This is a genomic window from Pseudovibrio japonicus (assembly GCF_014651595.1).
GTDB lineage: Bacteria > Pseudomonadota > Alphaproteobacteria > Rhizobiales > Stappiaceae > Pseudovibrio > Pseudovibrio japonicus.
On the sequence record NZ_BMXE01000001.1, the window covers coordinates 209,530 to 235,285 of the forward strand.

20 protein-coding genes are annotated in these 25,756 nt (G+C 52.9%); 10 read left to right on the forward strand and 10 right to left on the reverse strand.

The window, feature by feature from the left end; all coding sequences use genetic code 11:
- The first annotated feature begins 45 nt into the window (after positions 1-45).
- Positions 46-459, forward strand: coding sequence for a DUF1801 domain-containing protein (locus tag IE076_RS00855; RefSeq protein ID WP_209008739.1), 414 nt, complete (start codon positions 46-48; stop codon positions 457-459).
- 118 nt (positions 460-577) lie between these two features.
- Complete coding sequence (locus IE076_RS00860) at positions 578-2,464, forward strand: ABC-F family ATP-binding cassette domain-containing protein (protein WP_189434519.1); 1,887 nt, start codon at positions 578-580, stop codon at positions 2,462-2,464.
- A gap of 257 nt (positions 2,465-2,721) precedes the next feature.
- On the opposite strand, the gene IE076_RS00865 is transcribed toward IE076_RS00860, so the two are convergent.
- Complete coding sequence (locus IE076_RS00865; protein ID WP_189434521.1) at positions 2,722-3,753, reverse strand: hypothetical protein; 1,032 nt, start codon at positions 3,751-3,753, stop codon at positions 2,722-2,724.
- Positions 3,754-3,868: 115 nt separating this feature from the next.
- On the reverse strand, positions 3,869-4,423 hold the full coding sequence (locus IE076_RS00870; protein WP_189434523.1) for an AAA family ATPase: 555 nt from the start codon (positions 4,421-4,423) through the stop codon (positions 3,869-3,871).
- Between the two features lie 188 nt (positions 4,424-4,611).
- On the opposite strand from IE076_RS00870, the gene IE076_RS00875 reads away from it, so the two are divergent.
- Positions 4,612-5,193 (forward strand): TMEM175 family protein, encoded by a 582-nt coding sequence (locus IE076_RS00875; protein ID WP_189434525.1) that lies wholly within the window; start codon positions 4,612-4,614, stop codon positions 5,191-5,193.
- 21 nt (positions 5,194-5,214) lie between these two features.
- Here IE076_RS00875 and IE076_RS00880 read toward each other — a convergent pair whose 3' ends face one another.
- The 3 genes from IE076_RS00880 to IE076_RS00890 all read right to left on the reverse strand — a co-directional run bounded on the left by IE076_RS00880 (position 5,215) and on the right by IE076_RS00890 (position 8,586).
- Positions 5,215-5,922: a class I SAM-dependent methyltransferase gene (locus IE076_RS00880; protein ID WP_189434527.1), complete on the reverse strand. Its 708-nt coding sequence runs from the start codon at positions 5,920-5,922 to the stop codon at positions 5,215-5,217.
- Positions 5,919-6,368: a DNA polymerase III subunit chi gene (locus IE076_RS00885; RefSeq protein ID WP_189434529.1), complete on the reverse strand. Its 450-nt coding sequence runs from the start codon at positions 6,366-6,368 to the stop codon at positions 5,919-5,921. Before IE076_RS00885 ends, IE076_RS00880 begins: the two co-directional genes overlap by 4 nt.
- Before the next feature lie 727 nt (positions 6,369-7,095).
- Positions 7,096-8,586 (reverse strand): leucyl aminopeptidase, encoded by a 1,491-nt coding sequence (locus IE076_RS00890; protein ID WP_189434530.1) that lies wholly within the window; start codon positions 8,584-8,586, stop codon positions 7,096-7,098.
- Positions 8,587-8,870: 284 nt separating this feature from the next.
- On the opposite strand from IE076_RS00890, the gene lptF reads away from it, so the two are divergent.
- The 7 genes from lptF to IE076_RS00925 all read left to right on the forward strand — a co-directional run bounded on the left by lptF (position 8,871) and on the right by IE076_RS00925 (position 19,394).
- On the forward strand, positions 8,871-10,064 hold the full coding sequence (gene lptF / locus IE076_RS00895) for an LPS export ABC transporter permease LptF (protein ID WP_189434532.1): 1,194 nt from the start codon (positions 8,871-8,873) through the stop codon (positions 10,062-10,064).
- Complete coding sequence (gene lptG, locus IE076_RS00900; RefSeq protein WP_189434534.1) at positions 10,064-11,155, forward strand: LPS export ABC transporter permease LptG; 1,092 nt, start codon at positions 10,064-10,066, stop codon at positions 11,153-11,155. The genes lptF and lptG overlap by 1 nt, the downstream gene beginning before the upstream one ends.
- Positions 11,155-13,557: an LPS-assembly protein LptD gene (locus IE076_RS00905; RefSeq protein WP_189434536.1), complete on the forward strand. Its 2,403-nt coding sequence runs from the start codon at positions 11,155-11,157 to the stop codon at positions 13,555-13,557. The genes lptG and IE076_RS00905 overlap by 1 nt, the downstream gene beginning before the upstream one ends.
- 205 nt (positions 13,558-13,762) lie before the next feature.
- Positions 13,763-14,704, forward strand: a complete 942-nt coding sequence (locus IE076_RS00910) for a SurA N-terminal domain-containing protein (protein ID WP_189434538.1) — start codon at positions 13,763-13,765, stop codon at positions 14,702-14,704.
- A 34-nt stretch (positions 14,705-14,738) separates the two neighbouring features.
- Positions 14,739-15,755: a 4-hydroxythreonine-4-phosphate dehydrogenase PdxA gene (gene pdxA, locus IE076_RS00915; RefSeq protein ID WP_189434540.1), complete on the forward strand. Its 1,017-nt coding sequence runs from the start codon at positions 14,739-14,741 to the stop codon at positions 15,753-15,755.
- Positions 15,755-16,594, forward strand: a complete 840-nt coding sequence (rsmA, locus tag IE076_RS00920) for a 16S rRNA (adenine(1518)-N(6)/adenine(1519)-N(6))-dimethyltransferase RsmA (protein WP_189434541.1) — start codon at positions 15,755-15,757, stop codon at positions 16,592-16,594. The genes pdxA and rsmA overlap by 1 nt, the downstream gene beginning before the upstream one ends.
- A 400-nt stretch (positions 16,595-16,994) precedes the next feature.
- Complete coding sequence (locus tag IE076_RS00925; RefSeq protein WP_209008740.1) at positions 16,995-19,394, forward strand: S8 family peptidase; 2,400 nt, start codon at positions 16,995-16,997, stop codon at positions 19,392-19,394.
- 108 nt (positions 19,395-19,502) lie between these two features.
- On the opposite strand, the gene IE076_RS00930 is transcribed toward IE076_RS00925, so the two are convergent.
- The 5 genes from IE076_RS00930 to fabF all read right to left on the reverse strand — a co-directional run bounded on the left by IE076_RS00930 (position 19,503) and on the right by fabF (position 25,722).
- A complete protein-coding gene (locus IE076_RS00930) occupies positions 19,503-20,882 on the reverse strand; it encodes a multicopper oxidase family protein (RefSeq protein ID WP_189434546.1) in 1,380 nt (459 codons plus the stop codon).
- 209 nt (positions 20,883-21,091) lie between these two features.
- Positions 21,092-21,784, reverse strand: coding sequence for a guanylate kinase (gene gmk, locus IE076_RS00935; protein ID WP_189434548.1), 693 nt, complete (start codon positions 21,782-21,784; stop codon positions 21,092-21,094).
- A gap of 121 nt (positions 21,785-21,905) precedes the next feature.
- Positions 21,906-22,796, reverse strand: coding sequence for a YicC/YloC family endoribonuclease (locus IE076_RS00940; RefSeq protein WP_189434550.1), 891 nt, complete (start codon positions 22,794-22,796; stop codon positions 21,906-21,908).
- A 243-nt stretch (positions 22,797-23,039) separates the two neighbouring features.
- Positions 23,040-24,263 (reverse strand): endolytic transglycosylase MltG, encoded by a 1,224-nt coding sequence (gene mltG, locus IE076_RS00945; protein ID WP_189434552.1) that lies wholly within the window; start codon positions 24,261-24,263, stop codon positions 23,040-23,042.
- 193 nt (positions 24,264-24,456) lie between these two features.
- Entirely contained in the window at positions 24,457-25,722 is a 1,266-nt protein-coding gene (gene fabF / locus IE076_RS00950) for a beta-ketoacyl-ACP synthase II (protein WP_189434553.1), read from the reverse strand.
- Positions 25,723-25,756: the final 34 nt, after the last annotated feature.

A 25,756-nucleotide genomic window follows, 5' to 3' on the forward strand; every position in this document is an offset into this window, starting at 1 on the left:
AGAGCAGCCTGCGCCGTGATAATGAATCCAACTAAGGAGGTGCCAGTGGAGGTTGGCGGTTTCTCTCTTCCAGAGAGTGTGGCATCTGTCTTTGCCGCCTATCCGGAGGACAAGCGCGCGCGCCTTTTGGAGCTACGGTCTCTCATTTTCGACTGCGCCCAGCGGCTGTTTGGCCCCTCCTCTGTCACTGAGAGCCTGAAGTGGGGTGAGCCCGCCTATCGTCCTCTCTCAAAACACGGCGGCACCACTGTGCGACTGCACTGGAAGCCCAAGTTCGGCGACCGGATCGGGCTGTTCGTGCATTGCCAGACCACCGTTATTGCCGACATGCGCGCCCTTTATGGCGATGTGCTCTCGTTTGAGGGCAACCGCTGCTTATGGGTGCCTGCGGAAGGGGATTATCCGCGTGATGCGGTGGCGCACTTTGTGGCTGAGGCATTTCGCTATGGGAAGAGGTAGCGCAAGTTCTCCGGTTTAGGGTAGAAACCTGTGATTTGCCTGCATCTGCCGGAATTTATTCGATCTCGCCTCCACTGAAGACTTGCCAAGTGTTTCTTAAGGAGGCAAACAGCTTGGCATGCTTCAGGTTTCTAATCTTACATACCGCATTGCCGGGCGTCTTTTGATCGACAATGCCTCCGTTACTATTCCAAGTGGTGCAAAGACTGGTCTGGTTGGGCGCAATGGTGTTGGCAAGTCCACGCTGTTCAAGCTTTTGTGCGGCGAGCTTTCGGTTGAGAGCGGCAGTGTTCACATGCCGCAAAAGGCGCGTGTGGGTCAGGTGGCTCAGGAAGCGCCGGGCACGCAGGATTCGCTGCTGGATGTTGTGTTGGCGGCCGATACGGAACGCACTGCCCTTTTGGCTGAGGCGGAGACGGCAGAAGATGCACACCGAATTGCGGAGATCCATACGCGGCTTGTGGACATTGAGAGCCACAGCGCGGAGGCCCGTGCCTCTGCGATCCTGAGCGGGCTTGGGTTTTCTCCTGAGCAGCAGAAAGAGCCGTGTGCGAACTTTTCCGGTGGCTGGCGTATGCGTGTGGCTTTGGCTGCGCTGCTGTTCTCCAAACCGGACCTGATGCTGCTGGATGAGCCGACCAACTATCTGGACCTTGAAGGCACCATGTGGCTGGAGAACTTCATTGCGCGCTATCCGTATCAGGTTGTTTTGATCAGCCACGACCGTGACCTGCTCAACAACGCCGTGGACAGCATCGTGCATATGGATGGGGGCAAACTCACGTTCTATCGCGGTGGTTATGACAGCTTTGACCGTCAGCGCCGTGAGACAATCCTGTTGCAGAAGAAAGCTGCTGAGAAGCAGGAAAAGCAACGCAAGCATATTCAGAGCTTTGTGGACCGGTTCCGCGCCAAGGCGACCAAGGCGAAGCAGGCACAGTCTCGCATCAAGATGCTGGAGAAAATGCAGCCGATTTCTGTGTTGGATGAAGCATCTGGATTGGAGCTGCATATTCCGCAGCCAGAAGCCAAGCTTTCTCCACCGATCATCAAGCTGGAGAATGCCTCTGTCGGGTATGATGGTAAGGCGATCTTGCAGAACCTGACGCTAAACATCGATCACGACGACCGCATTGCGCTGCTGGGTGCCAATGGTAACGGTAAGTCCACCTTTGCCAAGCTGATTGCGGGGCGTCTGGGGCTTATGTCTGGTGAAATGACCTGCGCCAACAAGCTGAGCACAGCATTTTTCGCGCAGCATCAGCTGGATGATCTGATGCCGGAGAGCAATCCGATTGAGCATGTGCGGCCATTGATGCCGGGTGCGCCGGAATCCAAGCTGCGGGCGCGTGTTGACCGGTTCGGCCTGCCGACTGATCGCATGCTGACGCCGGCCAAAGATCTTTCCGGTGGTGAGAAGGCACGCCTTCTGCTTGGTCTGGCCACGTTCCATGGGCCGAACCTTGTTATTCTCGATGAGCCGACCAACCACCTTGATATCGACAGCCGCGAAGCCCTTGTGCATGCGATCAACGATTATGATGGTGCGGTCATTCTCATCAGCCACGACAGGCATCTGGTGGAAGCGTGTGCGGACCGCCTGTGGCTGGTGGCCGATGGCGGGGTGACACCGTTTGAGGGCGACATGGCGGAGTATCGCCGGTTGATCCTGAAGGGTGAGAGCAATGCCAAGTCCAAAGCTGTGGTTGACGAGGACAGCGAAAAAGGCAGATCGCAAGCGCGCCGCAAGGAAGCAGCTGAGCGCCGTGCCAAGCTGGCCCCGCTGAAGAAGAATATCGAGGCAGCGGAAAAAGAGATCTCCAAGTATCAGAAGTACATCAAAAAGCTTGATACCCTTCTGGCCGACCCACGCATTTACACGGAAGCCCCGGAGAAGGCCAAAGAACACGCCATCCGCCGCGCTGCCTATGTGAAGGTACTGGAAGAGACTGAAGAGAAATGGTTGGAAATGTCTGCTGAGCTGGAAGCGATCTCAGTGAACTGAGTCTGTTGCATATCGTGAGATTGGTGAAACCCGGTTCTGGAAGCAGTGCCGGGTTTTAAATTTTGATGATGATGGTGAGCGGCGAGCTGACATTACGAAGAGAGTGATCTCGGAGTATCATGCACACCTCAAGGACTTGGTACGCTCTCCAATGATACGAATACGCCGGACAAAGCCAGAGAACGCGCCATTAATCGAGCGACCTATGCGGAAAGAGCCCGAAGAGTTGCTACTAAAGGCAGCCCTAATACTGTGCCTCATAAGAAAAACCGAACAATACGTTCAAAGCACTCGACCAGTGTACTCTTTCCAAACAATAGTGTCAGGCAAGATATTGTTACACTTGCTACTGACACGAATAATGGAACACAGCGTTCAAAGATATACATCTCCATTAAGCGTCTGTTTCTAGCCTTCAAAAGAGAACCTTCAGGTATCTCAAGTGCCTGCTTAAGTGCGCTTTGACGGTAAATTTCAACGACTGTACTTAGATCTGAGTGACTTTTCGTCAGTTTATTGGAGAGTTCTTCCAGCTCTGAAATTTTTTCGATGATACCGAGCTGGTAGAATTTTTGTCCGCCTTGAAAAGCTCTTCTAAGTTTTTCGTCTCGAACTCTTTGAATATCAAGAAAATCACTTATTACCTTATCCAGATCAAGATCAGAATGATCAACCAAGTTTTCGGGAGCTGAACTCCTCGCTGGCCCAGATGGCGCATATGAGACTAGTTGGAGTTTTGTAGCTTCATCACTTTGCTGAAGCATGCGGCTTAGCAAATCCTTGAACTCTGAAAACCTGCGATCATGATCAGATTTAATCTGGGATAGCATCTGCTTGATTTCATTGTCTTGATTTGATGCGCTCAGAAACCAAGCTTGTAATTGCTCCTCTTTTTCCTTCCGTTCAGGTAGGTCGGATAAATCCAGTGAACCTTCGTAAGCATCAGTTTTGATATCCTCTGCCAGAACGGCAAAATCTTCAAGTTGCGCGTACAACGAAGCGCCATCAAATGACTGTTCATCGACTATCCAGACTTTCTGAAACTTTGCCTTTTGAATAGCAAATGTGAAATTTAAGCGTATCGCGAGATAGGCCTGAAAAACCGTCAATGCCGCAATAACAGTATCATACTTTACTTCGATCGGCGTCCCAATCGACGTTATGTATGTTTCCGGCAATTTTATAGTAAATTCATACAACCAAAAAACTACAATCATAGAGCCAAAGACAAAAATTGACTTTCTGATTGAGCTCAAACTAGTATCGTCAAAATTAGTAGAAAAAATCATTTCTCATCCAAAACATAAAAATTATTTCATTATAATTCACAAATACTTGCAAGACGAACTTTTCGGATAAAATCACTACTTTTTGCAACCAACATAATTGAACACCTAAAATATCTTAGGGCACAAATACGCGTTTTGAAAGTGCAGTCCACCGAGCGTTTCTTAATCCGGTCAGCTCCAGAACTTCGGGCAGACTATCCAATAGGCCCAGCGTGTCATTGCGGAGGATTTGTTTTAGGCGGGTGTCGGTTTGGTGGCGGAGTTTTGGGTATTCGATGGGGGTGGTGATCTCGTCCGGTGACGAGATTGGAAGGAAGACGATCAGGTCCAGTGTGGTGAGGGCTTTTTCGATCTTTGCGAGCAGCTGGCCTGAGGGTTCCCAGTCTTCGCCCCCTTGTTCACTGAGCACTTCCAGATAGGCGATGAAGTCCAGCGGGCAGCGGTCAAAGATGGTGTGTTTCTCACTCCGCGATGCGAGAAGCGTTTGCAGGCTGTGGTTCAGTTGGTCGGTGAAACTCTCGATGGATGGTTCACCGGCAAGTGCGATGCCCTGCTCTGCGAGGTCCCAGTAGGGTTCTTGAATTGCCTGATAGTTTTGATGCTGGTCGACGAAATCCTCAAGGAGCGTGGTTTTCCCGCTGCCGTGGGTTCCGGTCACTGCAATCCTCATAGTTTGCCCTCATATGGAAATGTGCCTCTCACCAAGGATTAAGTGAGGCGCTTGTTAGTTCCTTTGCCCCACCAAAGCAGTTTTCGCACTACCCTCAGTGTTAGCTTAGCGTTCAGCAGGCTTGTGGCATCATGCCAGCTTACCAGTGAAGATTGCATAGAAGATAACGAGAGACTGAGGGTTGTCGAGTGCACAAGTTTGATATCGGTCGATTAGCGGCTTTCACAGACGGTGTATTTGCAATTGCAATCACCCTGTTGGTTCTCGACCTGGATCTTCCTGATGTGTCGGAGCATTCAGTTCTACAACTCGTGGAGATGGATTTACCAAAGCTATACAACTGGCTGATTAGCTTTTTTGCGCTTGGCACCTTGTGGCTGCATCATCATTACATTGTAGCTCAGCTCCGCTACGCTGATTCAACCGTGCTCCTCTATAATTTGTTTCTGCTGTTGTTTGTCTCTGTAACGCCGTGGACAACTTCTTTGATTGGCTCATACAACGATCAGCCGATCGCCGTTGTCTTGTTTTCTGGTACACTAGGATTGGGCTGGTTATGTATTGCCTTAATCGCGTTTCATGGACAAAGAAAGAACCTACTGCATTCTGATACACCACTCCCAAAGCCCGGGCTAATTACAAGTCTGGTCGCCATTCGTGGAGCCCTTATTGCTCTTTTGTCAGTGCTTCTCGCTTACGCGGGCTCATCTCTGGCTCTGCTTGTTTGGCTATTGCTTTTTGTAATGCACCCATTCGTATATCATCGTTAGCCTGCTGCGATGGTTTTGGTTTTAGTCTTCCACCACCGCCATGCTACGCTTCAATTCCAGCCAGATGTGCGGGATTTTGCGGCCGTCTTCTTTATGCTGAAGGAAGGTCTTTCTGACTGCCTCCTCAAAACCATCATCGCAATATTGTGCGATCTCAGTATCCACCAGTGGCCATGGAGGGCCCGAGCTTTCGCCAGCGCTTTCAGAATAGCGGGCCAGGATGATCAGCGTGCCGCCGGGGGCGACGAGGCTTTTGAGTGGCGCAACCAAGTCGCCGCGCATTTCAGTGCAGATTGATTGCAGGGTGTAGCATTCGTAGACCAGATCGAATTTACCAATCCAGTCTTGTGGTGGATTGAACAGATCAGCGCAGCGGAACTCAATGTCCCCTGATGGAAAGCGTTTTTGCGCCCATTCAATGGCTGTTGGTGCCACATCAAAGGCTGAGGTTTTCCAACCGGCCTCATGAAACGCATTGGCGTTGTCGCCCAGACCGCAGCCTACATCCAACGCGGTGCGGCCTACGCCCTTGTTTGCTGCCAGCCATTCCACGAGCGGGGCCTTTGGTTCCAACTCCGCCCAAGGGATCTCGCCGGTGTCGCCGTGGGCACTGGTGTAAACCTGCTCAAACCAGCCTTTGCGGCCTTCCCAGCTTCCTTCGCTCGCGTTTTCCATCTTATCCAAACGGGCGTGCAACTGTTTGCGCCGTTCGATTTCATCCATGCTCATGCTTTACGATCCCATCCGCCGTTATCAGTCTGCGCCCAGTAGGTGAGTTCGTGGTCGCTGCCCTTCACTTCAAGCCAGCGCTGGCGGGCTTCTTGTAGGGCTTCCTGATCGTTGCCGTCAAACATATAGACAACACGCTGATACTGCGCAGGATCAGGCAGCGGGGCGCGGTCCACCAGAAATCGAACGATTGCCTCGTTGGGGTTGTCGTTTTCCGTTGTCAGGTAGATGGGCTGGTATTCCGGGTGGCCTTCCTTCTTGGTGCCGTGGGGCAGAAAGCCATCATCAGAGTAAGTCCAGAGATAGGAATCTATGGCATCGCACCGTTCTTCGGTTCCAAACTGGACCGTGACCACCCAGTCTCTCTCAAGACACTTTTCAAGCAGAGTGGGCAAGGCCCGTTCCAATGGAAATTTCGAGAGCTGGTAGAACAGCACTTCACTCATATTCTGGTTTCCCGTTTATCCGGCAGGCTTGTGGCATCACGCAGCCTGACAGGTTTCGTCAGGCCTGCTCCATCGGGGTGATAATGGAACATGTAAAGCCCAAATCAATTCGTTTCCCAATTGACCACATTTTTATCCAAAAATTGTCGTGAATGATCCCAATTGCACCGGAATTTTCATAGGAATCGTTGATAAACCCCGCCCAGACACTTTAAAGGGCTGGACTTGACCGCGTTCCTGGGGAATTTCGTTGTAGGGTTAAGTTTGGCGCAACCGTCACGAGACTATGGAAGATGACGAGGCTCATCTTTGTGGTGTGATCGGATTGCAGGCATTTTATATTTAGGAAACGACCAAATGGCAGCGCGTATTGTATTGTTCTTTGCTCTTGTATCCGGCCTTGTTGGGGTAACGGCTGCAGTGGGTGGCATGCTTCCACAGAGCGACGGCGCCTGCGCATATTACCAGACCTGCTGAGTTCTTCGAGACCGGCTCGGCCTTATCAGGTCGCTGGAATTTCCTAGAAATTGCGTCTCACGCGCTTATAGCTTTTTTATTCATGAAGCCCGTTCTGTTTTGAAGGGGCTTTTTTCTTGCGCGTTTCAGGGATTTTCTAAGCATCTCCGGTCAAGCATTTTCCGAGTAATAAAAAGGCCAGCTGCATCATGTGCAACCGGCCTTCTCCTGATCATCTTGATAGCACGCGTCTGCGCACTCTTTGCGAGGTTTAGCCCTCGTAGTGATCTTTAACCATGCGGCTCAGTGCGCGCACGCCAAAGCCGGATGCCCAACCCTGAGAGATCGCGCTTTTCTTGGAGCCCATGGCAGTGCCTGCCACATCGATATGAGCCCACTTGGTCTCATTGGTGTGGCGCTGCAGGTAGACAGCTGCGGTGCTGGCGCCGCCCCAACGGTTGCCGCCAGTGTTGCGCATGTCGGCGTTCGGGGTGTCGATCATCTTGTCGTATTCATCACCCAGTGGCAGACGCCACATCTTCTCTGCAGTAGTTTCACCTGACTGACAGATCTGGGCAGCCAGCTCGTCATCAGCGGAGAACACACCTGCACGGTGACCACCCAACGCAACCACACATGCGCCGGTCAAGGTTGCCAGATCGATCATGAACTTCGGTGCGAAACGGTCCTGCGTGTACCAGAGTGCATCGCCCAGCACCAAGCGGCCTTCTGCATCGGTGTTGAGAATCTCAACAGTCTGGCCGGACATGGTTTTGACGATATCACCTGGACGGATCGCGTTGCCGTCCGGCATGTTTTCTACCAGACCCAGCACACACACGGCATTGACAGGCGCCTTACGGCCCGCCAGCGCTTTCATCAGGCCGATAACGGCGGCTGCGCCGCCCATGTCGCCCTTCATATCTTCCATGCCAGCGCCCGGTTTCAGGGAGATACCGCCGGTATCAAACACAACGCCCTTACCAACAAACGCGACTGGTGCGTCGCCTTCTTTGCCGCCATTCCACTGCATGACAGCCAGACGGGATGGACGAACGGAGCCCTGACCAACGGCCAGAAGGGCGTTCATGCCCAGTTCCTGCATTTTGTCTTCGTCGAGGATTTCAACTTCAACACCCAGCTCGGAGAGCTGTTGAGCTTTTGCGGCAAATTCAACCGGGCCCAGAGTGTTGGCTGGTTCATCTACCAGTGTACGCGCGAGCAAGGTGCCTTGTGCAACGGCTTCAGCTTCTGCCCAAAACGGTTCAACAGCGGCTGCGTCCTGCACCTTCAAAGTGAGTTCGCATACTTTGTCGCCGTCTGCTTCCTTCTTGACAGTGCGGTAGGTGTCAAACTTGTAGCCACGCAGCAGCGCTCCTTGAGCAAAATCAGCTGCCTGCTGGGCCGTTGCTGCGGACGGGATAGTCACTTCAGCATTTTCAACCTTGAGTGCGAGCAGTTTGCCTGCAACTTCGCCGCCCAGATTGACCCAGTCCTGTTCATTCAGCTCATCAACTTTGCCAAGACCTGCCACGATCAGGCGTTCTGCATTCAGACCTTCGGGAGCGAGCAAATGCATGATGCCGGATTTCTTGCCTGTGAAATCCGCCGTTTTCGCCGCGCGCTCAACCACTTTGCCTGCTGACCCCATCACAGCCTGAGCTTCTGCTGCAAACTTGAGCTCTTCACTGACAAAGACAACCTGAACAGGGGCGGCTGCATCAGAGTACTGCGCGATGTTGATGGATGTGAATTGCGTCATTATGTAGTTTCTTTCCTTGGAATGACCTGCGATAGGCAATTTCTAGCAGAATATACTAGGGACCACAGGCGGACGCGCGGTCCAGCTACTGGTAAAATTCACCGCAGAACATGGCGTGATAATGTTCCCGTTTCAAGACTGGGCGAAGAAACTTGCGAGTTTATTCATTAAAAGATCCAGAGAGCCGACTTTCTTCCTTAATCCATGCTATTGAGTTATCTTGAAAAAGATTACGGCTTGACCGCCCCGTATTTGAACAAGAAAAGGTTCTGGTGCACGGCACAATGAAAACAATCGAACGCTACATAATCCGACGCAGTTTGGGCGCGTTTATCATGTCGCTGGCGGCTATGAGCGGCGTGGTCTGGTCCACTCAGGCGCTACGCCAGCTGGATCTGGTGACGTCAAAGGGACAGACGCTGCTCCAGTTTGGGTACATCACAGCTCTGGCGCTGCCATTCCTCATCCTGATCATTGCGCCGTTTGCAATGATGCTGGCGCTGATTATCGTACTGAACGCGATGTCCCGTGACAGTGAGCTTATTGTCATCAACGCCTCAGGTGCTTCCAAGTGGGTAGTGCTCCGGCCAATTCTTGTGGTATCGATCACCATCACGGGCCTGATGTATTTTCTGTCCATGTATCTGTCGCCGATCGGGCTGGCAGAATTGCGCAGTGAGTTGACGCGTGTCCGTGTGGATCTGGTAGCCAACATCATCAGGCCGGGCCGGTTTATTCCCATTGAAGAGAACCTGACGTTCCATATCCGCAACAGAAGCGGTGATGGCCTGCTTGAAGGGCTGTTGCTGGATGATGCCCGCGATCCGGAAATCTCGTTCACTTATACGGCGGAGACAGGTCGGATCATCGAAGCCGCGGACAAAACACTGCTTGTGATGCTGGACGGGACGATCCAACGGCGCCCGCGCACCGGGCCGGACATGTCCCTTGTTAGTTTTGAGAGCTACGGATTCGATTTATCCTCGATGATTCCCGAGGCACGCGAGCCAGTATTTAAGGCAAGTGAGCGCCCAACCTTCGAATTACTACGTGCAACTCCCGATGATTCTTACGCGGCAAACAACTGGAGCCAGCTAGTTGTGGAATTCCATGACCGTTTAAGTGTGCCGCTCTACCCCATTGCCTTCGGTCTCATCATCTTTGCTTTCCTAGGGTCTCCCAAGACCACCAGGCAGGACCAAGGCCTTGCAGTAGCAACAGTAATCGCGATTGCGGTTCTACTCAGAACAGCCGGTTTTGGCGCCACGCTCATCGTGAGTGCAGCTCCAAACCTGTTCCCGTTGCTCTACGCAATCCCAATAATCGTAATTGCGCTTGCTGCGTGGTCCATTAGCTTGAACAGAAGACCTTGGTTTGTTCAGCGTCTGGTCGATGGAATGCAAAGCCTTCTTTATGGAATTCGAAGTGTGTTTTCCAAACTGATAGGTCGCAAAAACCAAAGGACAGCAGGACTGTAATGACCGGAAGAACGCTTAGTCTTTACATCTCCAAACGATTTTTGAAGTCGATTCTGGCCCTGTTTCTGTTTGCAGCTGTCCTGATTCTGCTGTTTGACGTGCTTGAGCTCGTGCGCCGTGGTGGTGACCGCGAAGGTTTCTCCTTGCTGCGCATTGTTGCCATCTCTGCACTGCGCGTTCCGTTGCTGCTGGAGCAGGTTATCCCATTTGCCGTGCTTTTTGGCTCAATCTGGGCCTTTGTGTCGCTGAGCAGAAGCCTTGAATTGGTGATTGCGCGGGCAGCCGGCATCTCAGTCTGGCAGTTCACGGCCCCTGCTCTCTTGACCGGCCTGTTTCTGGGCATAGTTGCTGTGGGTGTCTACAATCCGGGCGCGGTGTACCTGCAATCGAAATCTGACCAGGTTGCCGAAGGCCTCTTCAGTGTGGAGCAAACGTATCTGCTGGAAGGCTCTGGCGAGGTGTGGCTCAGGCAGAATGGTACGGATGGTGAGTCGGTTCTGCATGCACGTTATACCAGCGGGCAAGGCGCAACGCTGAACGGTGTAACCATCTTCTCCTTTGACCGTCAGGGCCAATTCTCTGAAAGAATCGAAGCACGCAGTGCCGTTCTCGAAGAGGGTATGTGGCGCCTTTCGGATGCAATTGTGTATGCTCTGGACACTGATCCACAACATTATGGAAACTATACAATCAGCACATTCCTGACCCCGACCGAGGTCAAGGAAAGCATTGGCGCGCCGGAATCCATCAGTTTTTGGAGCCTTCCGCGGTTTATTGAGCTGTCCCAGCGAGCCGGATTGCCAGCCTATCGATATTCCTTACAATATCAGTCTCTTCTAGCCAAACCCCTCCTACTTGTGGCAATGATTGTTATTGCTGCTGCTGTTTCGCTGCGTGTATCGCGTTTTGGGGGAATTGGCCGCCTGGTCACTTGGGGCATTATTGCCGGGTTTGTGCTTTACGCCGTGTCTGAAGTTTCAAGGGATCTGGGGGGCGCCGGAATTGTTCCGACAACGGTTGCGGCATGGGCACCTGGCGTATTTGGGGTTCTTATGGGTTTTACTATTCTGTTGAATCAGGAGGATGGTTGATGGTTTCGGCCAATATCCTGAAACAGAAAATCAAGCGAGTTGGAGCTGGCTGCGTATCGCCAGTATACCTTCGCACTGTCTCTGCACTTGCTCTGTTGTGTGGCGCTGGCCTTGCGGTTCTCAGCACGCCTGCACAGGCACAGTTTGACTTGACGAGCGCTGCGGAGCAGTCCGTCGACACGTCTCAGCCGATGTTGCTTGAAGCGCGCGAGCTGCAATACGATTTTGATAATGATGTCATTATTGCTTCGGGCAATGTTGAAATCTATTTTGATGACTATACGTTGCGCGCTGATCGGGTCACTTATAACCGCGCAGACGGGCGTTTCTCGGCCTCCGGCAACGTGGAAATGACAGAGCCTGACGGCAACTTCATTCAGGCCGATAATCTGGAACTCAGTGATGACTTCGCACAGGGCTTCGTCAACGCCCTGGAGATTGATACACCGCAGTTCACCCATTTTGTGGCTGAAAGCGCTGAACGTGCCAACGACAACCTGACGATATTCCAAAATGGCACTTATTCTGTCTACAAGAAAGCGCCTAAACCGCCTTTATGGCGGATCAAATCCACCACCATCACTCACAATCAGCAAAAACAGCGTATCTATTTTGAAGATTCGTCCATCGAGCTGTTTGGGAACTCCATCGCAAGGATCCCTTACTTCTCAATCGCGGATCCGACCGTAGGACGAAAGTCCGGCTTCCTGCTGCCAAGTTTTGTCACACAGAACCGCCTCGGAGTTGGTGTCTCTGTTCCATTTTATTGGACCATTTCACCAACATACGACCTAACAGCAACGCTGACGCCGCTTACACGCCAGGGATTTTTGGGTCAACTCGAATGGCGACAGCGATTTGACCGGGGGCACTACAATGTGTCGTTGGGCGCGATCAATCAGGCCGATCCGGGCGCGTTTGAGGGGTCCAGCGGTGATGTACGCGGTCGTTTCATCATCAACTCGAACAGTAACTTCGACATTACCAACCGCTGGCGGACTGGTTGGGATGTAACCTATGCGACCGATAGAGCCTTCCGCGAGGACTATGGATTTGCTGATTTTGGTAGCGCCCAGGAAGTTTCCAGACTTTTCCTGCGTGGCGAAACCCAGCGTAACCTGTTTCATGCAGATGCCTTAGCCTTCCAGATTGCTCAGGAAGACAATCCGAGCCCGACGCAGCCGATGAACCCAATCGGGCCATTCACGATGGTCAATGAGGATTTGCAGCAGAAGCAGCCCTTCGTTCATCCGGTGATCGATAACTCAATTTACTTCGAGAGGCCCATCTTTGGAGGGCAGCTGAATTACGATGGCAACCTGACGAGTTTGACGCGCCAAACCACTGACGCATTCTTCGTGAATGGCGAGAACCGGTTCCGCGGTGTGGAAGGCACGTTCAGCCGTGTGAGTGCAAACCTGACATGGCAGCGTACACTGATTGATCCGATCGGGCAGGTCTTTACGCCTTTTGCTTATGCAAAGACAAACCTCTTCTTTCTTGCCAACGCGGATGACAACGTAACTGAGCTTACCGATGACGCGGTCGTTTTCCGCGGTATGCCAGCGATTGGTCTGGAGTATCGGTTCCCGTTCCTGTCCACCTTCACTGGCGGCAATCAGGTTATTGAACCAATTGCGCAGTTGATTGTGCGGCCAAACGAAGCCGAGATTGGCGAGCTGCCGAACGAAGATGCGCAGTCGATTGTGTTTGATGCATCCACACTATTCGATTGGGACAAGTTCTCCGGATTTGACCGAAACGAAGGCGGTGTACGAACGAACCTCGGCTTGCAGTATAAGTTACAATTTGACAAAGGCTCATTCGTGAGTGGCCTGTTTGGTCGCTCCTTCCAGCTGGCAGGTCTCAACTCTTATGCCGTACCGGGTATTCTTGATGCCACGGGTGATTCCGGCTTGGAGACCGACGGTTCGGACTACGTCACGAGCTTATACTTTGACACCAACACCGGCTTCCGCATTGGTGGTAACGCTCGTTTCAATGAACATGATTTCGGGGTGGAACGTGCTGAAGTAGGTGCAAGTGGTCGTTATGGCCCAGCCTCTACCGTTCTTTCCTATGCCTATCTGGCAGAACGTCCGGATGCGGGTATTGATGAGCAACGCTCTGAGTTTGTAGGCTCTTTGAATTTGAACCTGCAAGAAAACTGGCGTGTGTTCGGGTCACTTCGCTACGATATGATCAATGAGAATATTGTTCAGGATACAGTCGGTCTTGGGTATATTGACGAAGGCTTTAACGCTTCTATCTCCTATAGTGAAGACAGAAGTCGGAACAATGGGGAGCCGGTTCAGCGGGTCTTCTTCTTCCGGTTCGGCCTGAGGACCATTGGCGATACCACGCTCTCGCAATCTAACTCTAGCTCTGACCCCAATGATTAAGTACGTACACATACTTAAGTCTATGGTTATGACACAAAATAGCCAGAGGATTGACCGAGTGTCGCCTTCATTTACCATTATTAAATTGAATAACATTTTCCCAGACTGCACCCTGTTTTTTGGAACGACGCGCTATATATGCTTCGAAGACATCTAGGGAGCGCCTGTTGGGGGCAGATGTCTTTGGGACGGAGAGCTTAAAAAAATGAAACTTACTCGCTTCTGTGCTTCGCTTGTTGTTGCCGCCAGCATGTTCGCACCAATTGGCCCAATGCTTACGACTGCAACTGCAGCAAGTAAGATTGTTGCTGTGGTCAATGGTCGGCCAATTACCAGTTACGAACTTGAGCAGCGCTCAAAGCTTATCACACTCACCACACGAGCTTCTTCCAGTATTGCCAAGAGAAAGGCCAGAGAAGAGCTGATTGATGAGGCGCTGAAGCTTGGAGAAGCGAAGCGTGTTGGCATCTCTGTACCTGACAGCGAAGTAGACAACGCTTTTTCAACGATTGCAAAGCGCGTTAATCTGTCGCCTACCCAGTTCAACGAGGCTCTTTCCCAAAGCGGTGTAAATCCACGCACGTTGAAAAATCGCCTGCGCGCCGAGATCACGTGGTCTGAGGTGGTGATGCAGCGTTTCCGTGCGACTGTTCGGATCAATGAATCTGATGTGATTGCTGCTCTGCAGAGCAAAGAGGACAAAGATTCCATTGGGACAACCAGTGTTGAATATGACCTGCAACGCATCATTTTTGTGGTTCCGGAAAAAGCCAGCAAGTCGTTCAGGAACAAACGCATGGACGAGATGAAGAAGCTCCGTGCCCGCTTTACCTCATGCGAGCAAGGCATCCGCATCGCCTCCGGTTTGAATGAAGTGATCGTTCGCCCGATCGGCAAGCGTATGGAAACTGATTTGCCGCAAAACTTCGTGAAACAGCTTGATGAGATCTCTGTTGGCCGCGTCACAGCGCCTACCCCTGTAGACTCTGGATTTGAGATGGTTGCTCTTTGTGGTAAAGAGACAATCAACAGTGATGCGACTGCGCGAAGCACAATCGAGGGCGAGTTGCGGAATAAGCAAGGGCAACAGCTTTCTCGCCGTTACCTTCGTGACCTGCGCTCCAATGCTGTGATCGAGCAGCGCTGATCGCCTGATCAGCAGCAGGAGACATTTTTTAGTCATGCGCAGAGTGAAATTGGCGCTCGCCCTTACAATGGGCGAGCCTGCAGGCATTGGGCCTGACATTACGCTAAAAACCTGGAAAATGCGCTTTGAACGGGACGTTCAGCCATTTTACGTTTTATGCGATCCAGAACTCCTTAAAGCCCGCGCCAAACATCTCGGATTAAAAATTCCAATCAAAGTGATAGAGCCTGAAGCCGCCTGCGAGTGCTTTGATGAAGCGCTTCCGGTGGTGCCTCTTTCGGGGCCTGTGCAGGTCACGCCGGGCGCACCTTCGGGCACCAACGCGGCACTTGTGATCGAATCGATTGAGACTGCGGTTCGGCATGTCAAACAGGGTCGGGCCTCCGCAGTTGTGACAAACCCCATATCCAAGCGGATTCTTTATGACGCCGGGTTCCATCATCCAGGTCATACGGAGTTTCTCGGTGATCTGGCGAAGACCTACTGGGACAAGGATGTTGAGCCGATCATGCTACTGGCGGGGCCTGAGCTGATGGCTGTACCGCTGACAATTCATGTTCCTTTTGTTGATGTGCCCAAGCTGGTGACAAAGGACCTGATTGTCGAGCGCTGCCGGGCCATCAACAAAGATATGATCGAACGGTTCGGCATCACAGCTCCGCGTATTGCCATTGCTGGCCTGAACCCGCATGCAGGTGAAGGTGGTTCCATGGGCATGGAGGAGATTGAAACGATCTCTCCTGCAATTGCCCAGCTGCGCAGTGAAGGCATTGACGCGCGAGGTCCTTTGCCTGCGGACACCATGTTCCACAGTGAAGCGCTGGATACCTATGATGTGGCAGTGGCCATGTATCATGACCAGGCGCTTATTCCTGTTAAAACTCTTGCCTTTGATGAAGCTGTGAACGTGACACTTGGCCTCCCCTATGTGCGCACCTCACCTGATCACGGGACCGCATTTTCGATTGCGGGAACCAACAAGGCCTCTCCAAACAGTTTGATGGCTTCCTTGCGTCTTGCAGCAGCCCTCGCCCAACCTGAGCTCGTTTAATGTCACAAATTGATGATCTGCCACCTCTGCGTGAGGTGATTGCAGAGCATGGGCTTGATGCCCGAAAATCCCTTGGTCAGAACTTTCTTCTCGACCTCAACCTAACCTCACGCATTGCCCGCAGTTCCGGTGATCTGAGTAACTGCACTGTTGTTGAAGTGGGCCCCGGCCCCGGCGGACTGACGCGTGCGTTGTTAGCGGCTGGCGCCAAGAAGGTTATTGCCATTGAGAAGGACACGCGCTGCCTGCCTGCGCTTTCTCAGATTTCAGAGCACTATAACGGCAAGTTGGAAGTGATTGAGGGCGATGCTCTGAAGTACAATCCTGCTGACCTTGCTGAGGGCCCGATCAAGATCATTGCAAACCTGCCGTACAATGTGGGCACCCAGCTTCTTCTGGGGTGGCTGACAACGGACGAATGGCCTCCATTTTGGGAGTCGTTGACCCTGATGTTCCAAAAGGAAGTGGGGCAGCGCATTGTGGCTGATACGGGCAGCAAGGCTTACGGCCGGCTTGGCGTGCTGGCAAACTGGCGGTGTCATACAGACATTTTGTTTGATCTCAATCCAAAGGCATTCACACCTCCCCCAAAGGTGACCTCAGCGGTTGTACAGCTGCACCCGCGTAAAGAACCTCTGGCTTGCCCCCTAAAGGCATTGGAGCGCGTGACCGCGCATGCCTTTGGTCAACGGCGGAAAATGCTCCGGGCCAGTTTAAAAGGCCTCAAACCAGACGCGGAATCCCGTATTGAAGCGGCTGGCATTAAGCCAACGGCCCGTGCAGAAGAAATTGATGTTGCCGGTTTTGTTGCACTGGCACATGCGTTTGACAGGGATTAGTGCAGCCAATCTAGCGACTTTGACTTAGCGACAATGGCAAGCACGGCACAACCGGCTTGCCTGTTTCTCGACCATTTCACCACGTGGCCGGGAGACGATGACTTAATACGAGTCTACTAAATCCCCTCAATCTACCCATCCTTAAATATTCTTCATCACTTCAGTCCCGCACATAGCTCGAGGCAGTACGAGACCACAGGCTACTAGGTGCAAATCCCTCGCGAAAATCGGCGCAAATGAACGCATGCGGTCCATCTTTGTGCATAAGATAAGGCCATTCCCTCGCAGAGATTGCCAATCTAAAATAATCGATTATTTTAGATTGATTAATAATATTAATCTTTATGGCAAAAGTGTGAATATCGGTAGGTTTGTTAAGAGAACTACTCTGGGGGCGGGGTTGGCTATAACAGCTCTCGGTTTAGCGGGGTGCGGCGGCGGTGGTGGATCCGGTGGAGGCTCGACCGCCAGTCACAAGCCGATACCAGAAACTCGCGTGCAGCCCTGCGATAGTTCTGACCGTTGGCCCGGTGAGTTTTCTACCTGCATCACCTCATTTGATTGGGAAATTGCAAAGCAATTTTTGCAGGTCGGTGAGTTTATTGCGCAAACTGTTACGGTCGGGCCTCTTACGAGCGGCGCACGCCACGCTATTACCAGCAACGCATATTCGGACATTAACCTGCATTACGCCCGCGCAGCGGGACTAACTGGCGCTGGAAAGACCATTGCTATTATCGACGATGGCTTCTCGCTCTCCCACAATGATCTGAGCAAAAAGAAAGTAACTGTCTTCGGCGGGAACACAGCTGAAGACCATGGAACGTTTGTTGCGACCATTGCGGCGGGTAATCAAGATGGTAACGGAGTAATGGGCGTCGCCTCGGGCGCGGACCTTCATCTAACGTCTTGGGGGGATGGCGATGCTACAAAGTCAAATACCGCACATCTTGCAGCCGCAACGTCGGATGCTTCAAGAAAAGGGGCAATTGTCCAGAACAACTCATGGGGCTACTTCTCTGAGATAAGCGGAGCAAGCATCACGCTTGCAGACTACAACACTTTGGTCAGCGATCTCGTCAACTCACCATCCGAAGACAACACGTTCACTAACGACACACCTGCCGAAGCCTTTCTTGCACGCTACTTCGACGAGAGCGCTGAGGTTTGGACAGATTACGTTAGCAAGCTCGACGAGTTTACAAAACAGGGCGTAGTGGTGTTCGCACAGTCCAATTTTGAGGATGACCTCAGTTCCTCCCTCATCGCTGCCTTGCCGGAAATCTTCCCCGAACTGAAACGCTCCTGGGTGGTCGCTGTCAACGGGCTGCCGGAATACGATGCAGCAGGTAACATCTCTGAAATGCATCGACTGTCTGCCCGCTGCCTTGAGACGGCGCAGTATTGTTTAACGGCAAATGGTAGTGTTCGTGGCGGAACTACCTCGTCAGATAGCGCCTACAAACTTGACACCGGCACCTCTTTTGTCGCACCGCAGATCTCTGGTTCGATCGCCCTCTTGGCTGAAGCGTTTCCGGCTTTGCCAGCTGCTGATTTGCTTAAGAGGTTGTTTGCATCAGCCAACAACAGTTTCCTGACTGCGAGCGGAACTGTTGATTTTGGAAACGGTGTGACACATGGCTATAACGAAGAATTCGGACATGGCTTTCTGGATTTGAAGGCGGCGCTGCTGCCGATTGGGAATGTGGGGGTTCCGGATACCAACAATGCTTATGGTGGCGTTGCACCCCTATCGGAAGTCAGCGTTGCAGCTGGTACGGCTCATGGTGATGCCATCAGGAATGGGCTTCGCGGGGTCGCTATGGCAATCTACGATTCCCTTGGCGCTAACTTCACCATTGATGCACGTGCGCTTGTTGAAGAGCAGTCGCAGGACTTCGGTGCGCGTCTTGCTAATTTCCAGTCCGACACCACAGTTAAAACCTCCACAGCGGCCTCTTACTCCTTCATGGGTAATGAGCTATCTCAGGATACCGGCGGATTTCAGTTTGTTTCGGGTGCGTTCTCAGAGGTTGGCGAGGATCTGGGCTTCATGAGATCTGGTGGTGGTCTGTTTTCCGGCGACTCCTCTATCGTTTCTGATGGCCCCGGCACTATGGCATTTGCGACGGTGAAAAAGTCCGACAGCCACGGTTTTGGCGCGCTGGCCTTTGTGGAGCATACCAGTGATGGGGTTGCCTCTGCTGGTTTTGGTTTTTCTGCTGCAAGAACAATAGCGCCTGATCTGACAAGTGTGTTTGGCTTCAGTGTTAATGGAGAGGCAGGCACTGCGCTTGGCCTTTCTGCTGAAAGTTTGGATGATGAGAGTCTGTCTGCTGCCAGTTCTGCCTTCTCCTTCGCCGGTGAGTGGACCTACCAGCAAGGCCTGTCGTTCTTTGCCAACGCGGAGCTTGGGATGACCGTTTCCAGTGGAGCAGGATACATCACGTCTCTTGATCCGGCTCTTCATAGTGCCTTTAGCGCTGGCATGAAGGTTGGAGGAGTGTTTGCGAAGAGCGACGCAGTCACGTTCTCACTTCGGCAGCCTTTACGGGTTGAGCAAGGTAGCGCGACTGTTCGTTTGCCGACCGGGCGCATGGAGGACGGAACAATTTCCTACGCTGCTCATGAGATTGACCTGACGCCAAGTGCGCGTCAGCTGGATTTCGGGCTCCGCTATCATATTGATTTTCTGGAGAATACCTCGTTGGGTCTGGGCGCGGCGCTTTCTGTGAATGAAGGACACACCCAAGGAAACCTTGGCGGCTCCGGGATTCTGGCATTTAGGCATCGTTTCTGACGTTAAGCCTGAGCAGGGCGCCCGATCTGACCCCTCCTCAAAAGATGAGCAAAAAGCCCTGAGACTGTGATGGCCTCAGGGCTTTTTGCTTGTTGCAGTCATGCGGGCTTATTCGACCCGCAGAAAGGCGGTCATGCCGCTTTCCTGGTGTTCGATGATGTGGCAGTGCATGAGCCAGTCGCCCTCATAATCCGGGCGCACGGCGACCTGTACACGTTCATCAGGCAGCACAAGTGCAGTGTCCGTCCACCACGGTGGGAGTTGGCGCTTGTTGCTCTTCAGGAGCTGGAACGTCATGCCATGGATATGGATCGGGTGGGTGCGCGGTGTCCGGTTGATGAACTCAAACACATACGACTTGTCACGCTTCAAAACTTCTACCGGATCCAGCGGGCCACGCTCTGCTCCGTGCCATGCCTTTTTGTTCACGGCCCAGAATGAAAATCCGAGACTGCCACAAATTGGGTTTGCAGGGCGCTTCTCGGCGGTGGCAGAAAATTCCAGTGGGATGTATTGCGCGTTTTTCAGGTCCGGCTGCGGAATCGGGTTAGCTGGCAGCGGCTTGATTTCGCGCAGGTCTCGGTTCTGAGATTGACCAATGGCCCGCAGGGACAGAACCGTCCATGGAGAGGACGAGGAGTAGTTCGTTAGCTCGATTTGCTCGCCCTCTGCGTCTGGAATACGCATTGCGATATCTGCGCGTTGACCCGGTCCCAGCGCAAGCTTGTTCACCGCAAAGGCTTCCACCGGATTGCCGTCGATAGCGATGACATTCGCATCGGTTCCATGTGGCAAAGACAGTTTGTAAATGCGTGTCACATCGGTAACGCATAAACGCAGACGCACAAGGGAACCAGCTTTAACATCCATCACAGGCGCAGGCTGCCAATTGGAGGTGCGGTAGGTTCCAAAGGTCCCTGCCCGCGCTGACGAACGTGCCTGGTAGAGCTTGGTGAACTGGCCGTCACTGCCAAGGCGGAAGTCGCGCAGGTTGACCGGAATGTCGTGATCAAAGCCGGGGTCTTCGTCTTCCTCGACGACCATCAGGCCGGTCATGCCGTAGGACAGCTGCTCCAGCGAGTTGCAGTGAGGGTGATACCAGAAAGTACCTGCATCATGGGGCGTGAAGCGATAGTCGAAATGATCGTCGGTGTACACGTAATGCTGGGTTAGGAAGGCAACGCCGTCCATGTCATTGGGCAGGCGCATGCCGTGCCAGTGAATGGTGGTTGGCTCTTCCAGCTTGTTGATGAGGCGACCGTGGAATGGTTGGCCCTGCTTCAAGCGCAAGGTCGGCGGCATGGCGTCGCCAAAGGTGAACATGTTCTTGGTCGCAGGTGCACCATCCATCAGCTGGTGATCAATATTGCGCGCAATCAGGTCATGTCGTTTTGGCAGGGCCCACAGACTGGAGGCACCGGCCAACCCGCCTGCAACAGCAGCTCCGCCAAACAGGGCGCCTTTCAGCGCCTGACGTCGTGTGATCATCGCTCTTTGTCCTCAAGTTCAGTCCGTCTCTGTACTTGGCTGGTCAATGGCTATTCACTCACGACGGCTGTTATTTACAGAGCATCTGCTTATGCAAATGATGCCCTGCTCTACTCTGGTTCACAATTTGATTCAACTCACTGATAATGTGAATCAGTAAATCTCGTCAAGATATTGAAACTACAAGACTTTGCGTTGTTTGTTCCGCATCAATCCGCGATGGCAGCTTTCAAGTCGGCGATCATGCCATCCATCTTGCCCGCGAGTTTTGGCAGTCTGATCCGCTTCAGGCGCTCGCTTGCGATGATCGACTGTACGGTTGTTACTGCCTTATCCAGATCATCGTTGACGATGATGTAGTCGAACTCTTGCCAGCCGGAGATTTCATCAATGGCGGTCTGCATACGGCGTTTGATGGCGGCTTCATCATCATCCCCACGCCCTGTCAGACGGGCCTGCATTTCAGCAATGGACGGTGGCAGTACGAAGATTGCGACCACATCCTCACCGGCCTGTTCCTGAAGCTGACGGACGCCAGCGATATCGATATCAAACAGGATGTCCTTGCCCGCATTCAGGCTGGCGTCAACCGGTTCGCGCGGCGTTCCGTAGTAGTTGTCGTGGACGGTAGCCCATTCAAGCAGTTCATTTGCGGTGATCTTGCGTTCGAACTCCTGGGTCTCCAGAAAGAAGTAGTGAACGCCATGTTCTTCCGCAGCACGGCGCTGGCGCGTTGTGGCAGAAACGGAAAGAGCCAGTTTGTCATCTTCAGCTAGCAAACGGTTTGCTATTGTGCCCTTGCCAGCCCCGGATGGCGCCGCTAATACCAGCATGAAGCCGCGGCGTACATCTTCAATATCCTGAGCTGATACGGTTGTCCCACCAGAGTTTTCTGAGTTCATTTTGACTTTGTCTTCTTGTGCGTGTGTGCGTTCAAAGCTGCCTGCCTGAGCGTTTGCTATGGAACAGCTTTGAGCTTGTGTCTTGTTGCCCGAACAACGTCTACCTTTTAGGTCAAACGCCTTATTCGATGTTTTGGGTCTGCTCCCGGAGCTGGTCAATGACTGTTTTCAGCTCCAAGCCAATTGCGGTCAACTCCACACTGTTGGACTTTGAGCACAACGTATTTGCTTCGCGGTTGAACTCCTGCGCCAGAAAGTCGAGGCGGCGCCCGATAGCTCCGCCCTTTAGGAGCAGTTCACGAACCGCTTCCACGTGCGCATAGAGGCGATCAAGCTCTTCCCGGATATCTGCCTTAGTGGCGAGAAGCGCTGCTTCCTGATGGAGGCGCTGTGGGTCGAGCTGGCTGCTTGCCTCAAGGAGCTCCTCTAGCTGCGTCTCAAGGCGTGCGCGGATGGCTTCAGGGCTGCGGGATGGCAGCTCTTCGGCTTGTTTGGTCAGCGCCTCAATCGTGTTGATCTGACCGGTTAGCAGCGTGGAGATGGCATTGCCTTCGCTGCTGCGCATGGCGACGAGCTCGTTGAGAGCCTCATCAAAGGTAGAGAGAAGAACCTTGTTCTGAGCGTTCTTTGCCTCTTCGTTCTCTTCGGCCTCTTCAAACTCCAGAACGCCCTTGTAGCCGAGGATACCATCAAGTGTCGGTTCCGAGGCGTTGGGCAGGCGGTCTTTAAGGAGAGAGATGGCTTTGAGCACTTGCTCCAGCGCCCCTTCGTTGACCACAAGTTTGGAATCTGCCTGAGAGCGCTGCATTTGCAGGCCGATGGAAACGTTACCGCGCTTCAGCTTTGCGGCGAGGCGCTTACGCACTTCTGCCTCGACGCCGTCCAGCCCTTGTGGCAGGCGCAGGCGGACATCCAGTCCCTTGCCGTTCACCGAGCGAAGCTCCCACACCCAGCGCGCCTCTTCATGGCTGCTTTCCACGCGGGCAAATCCGGTCATGCTTGCCAGTGCCATCCCTGAAACTCCTTATGCCACCACCCGTTTTAGTAGTGCGTCAATTCAATCTTTGCTCGCCCGGAGCTTACCAGCGAACACCCACCAATCCCATGGGGTTTGTGTGGGTCTTACCTCTCCGGGCTCTTATCGTCCCAAAACCTATCTCAGCTTTTACGAAGAGAAACCTTCGCTTTCAGCAAAAAGCCTGCCCGGTGTTTTGTCTGGGCAGGCTTTCCGATTTCGTCCTGCAAGATCTGCAGGTTAGTTCTTTGCTTGTTCCGCTTCTTGCTCGGCAGCTTTTTCAGCGGCCTCTTTCGCAGCTTTTTCGGCTGCCTGTTTTGCGCGCAGCTCTCTTTCGACCTTTCGCCATTCAGCCACGTTGCGCTGGTGCTGGCGGTAGGTTTCGGCAAAGGCGTGACCACCTGTGCCATTTGCTACAAAGTAAAGATCCTTCGTACGGGCCGGATTTGCGACCGCTTCCATGGCAGCAACGCTCGGGTTGCCAATTGGGCCTGGAGGCAGGGCATTGATCTGGTAGGTGTTGTACGGGTTCTTCTGGTTGAGCATGGAGCGTGTGATTGCAGAGCGGTCCTGGGTCCAGGCATTGCCGCCAAACAAGCCGTAAAGAATTGTCGGATCAGACTGCAACGGCATTCCGCGGCGCAAGCGGTTGATAAAGACGGAGGCAACACGCGGGTGCTCGTCTACCTTGGAGGTTTCTTTCTCCACGATGGACGCAAGAACAACAAGCTGCTCAGGCGAATCGATCGGAAGGCCCTGCGAGCGGTGCTCCCAGATGCGGGCAATGTGGTTCTTCATGGCCTTCTGCATCTGATCAATGATGCGTGCCTTGGTGGTTCCGCGGGTGAAGGTATAGGTTTCCGGCAGCAAAGAGCCTTCAGCAGGAATTGCCGAAATTTCGCCGGTCAGGATCTCGTTGGCATTCAGACGATTGATGATCTGCGTGCTGGTCCAGCCTTCAGGGAAGGTCACGGAGTGGTACACTGCACGGCCCTCAACCAGATCTTCCATGACGGTTTTCATGGGAATTCCAGCGGGGAATGCGTACTCGCCAGCCTTGATCCGATTCTCGTTCTTAAACAAACGGGTGCCTGCCTCAAAAACGAGAGAGTTGGAGATGACCCCCTCCTCTTCCAGCTTGGCAGCGATCTGAGGCAAGCTCATTCCGCTTGCAACGATAAAGGTTTTGTCTTCATTCAGCGGCCCGGCAGCATCAAACTCTCCTTTACCCCAGTACAGCGCAGCGCCGGCAACGATGATGCCAAGGACTGCCATGGAGAGTAAGAAATTGATGGTGATGACAATTGGATTGCGTGCATGACGGGAGCGCGGCGGAGGTGGCGGTGCAGCATCCGGCTGGATTGCACGACTTGGACTGCGCGGTGCAGCAGGTCCGCTCGACTGATTTGGAAGATCAGGCTGATCCTGAGGCCCATTTGAGTTGTCTTCAGGCGTTTGAGCCATTGTAACCCTCTAATACGGGAGAGCCGGCAGCTCTCCATAATCTGCGTATCTTGCCCGTAAACCGACACCCACTTACCGGAGACACGCTTTTAATACTCATCACAGAGCTTAACCCATTCGGGAACCGCAATGTAAAAGGCCAGATTCCGCCGCGCGGAGTCTGGCCCTTTCATTCTTTTATCAAAAAAGCGAGTTATGCCTCAACTTTTTTGAGAACCAGAGACGCGTTGGTACCGCCAAAACCAAATGAGTTAGACAGAGCATAATTAATCTCCATCTTCTTGGCTTTATTAGGGACCAAGTCAATCGCAGTTTCAACTGAAGGGTTATCAAGGTTGATCGTCGGTGGTGCAACCTGATCACGGATCGCCAAAGCGGTGAAGATTGCTTCCACAGCACCTGCAGCGCCCAGCAAGTGGCCGGTCGCAGATTTTGTGGATGACATGGTCAGAGAGCCGGCATGATCACCAGCGAGACGTTCAACGGCACCCAGCTCGATCTCATCACCCAGTGGGGTGGATGTGCCGTGTGCATTTACGTAATCAACATCAGCGATGGAAATGTCTGCACGTTTCAATGCAGCTTCCATGCAGCGGTATCCGCCGTCACCGTCAGACGCAGGCGCTGTGATGTGGTATGCATCGCCAGACAGACCGTAGCCAACAACTTCAGCGTAGATTTTTGCGCCGCGTGCTTTTGCGTGTTCGTATTCTTCCACAACAACAACGCCTGCACCCTCACCCATGACAAAGCCATCACGGCCCTTATCGTAAGGGCGGGAAGCTTTTTCAGGCTCATCGTTGAAGCCGGTGGAAAGTGCTTTACAGGCGTTGAAGCCTGCGATGCCAATGCGGCAAACAGTGCCTTCAGCACCACCTGCAACCATGACATCTGCATCACCAAATGCAACAAGACGTGCAGCATCACCGATAGCGTGTGCGCCGGTGGAGCATGCTGTTACAACAGAATGATTTGGACCTTTAAGGCCGTGCTTGATGGAAACGTAACCGCTTGCCAGGTTGATCAGACGACCTGGAATAAAGAACGGGCTTACGCGGCGTGGGCCTTTTTCTTCCATCAGTAGAGCTGTGTCAGCGATCCCCTGAAGGCCGCCAATACCAGAACCGATGAGCGTACCGGTGCGGCACTTTTCTTCTTCGGTTTCCGGCTTCCAGTTCGCATCTTCAATGGCCTGGTCTGCAGCTGCAATGGCATAGACGATGAATGGGTCTACCTTGCGCTGCTCCTTCGGAGCCACGAAGTCGTCTGGATTGAATGTGCCGTCAGTGCCATCACCGCGCGGGACCTGACAGGCAATCTTAGTTTGAAGATCTTCGGTCTCGAAGTTTTCGATGCGCCCCGCACCGCTTTTACCTTCAAGAATACGTTGCCATGAAACCTCAGCTCCGCAACCAAGCGGGCTTACCATGCCAATGCCTGTGATAACGACTCGACGCATATTTCCTGCACTTTAATTTGTTGAGCGCTGCCAG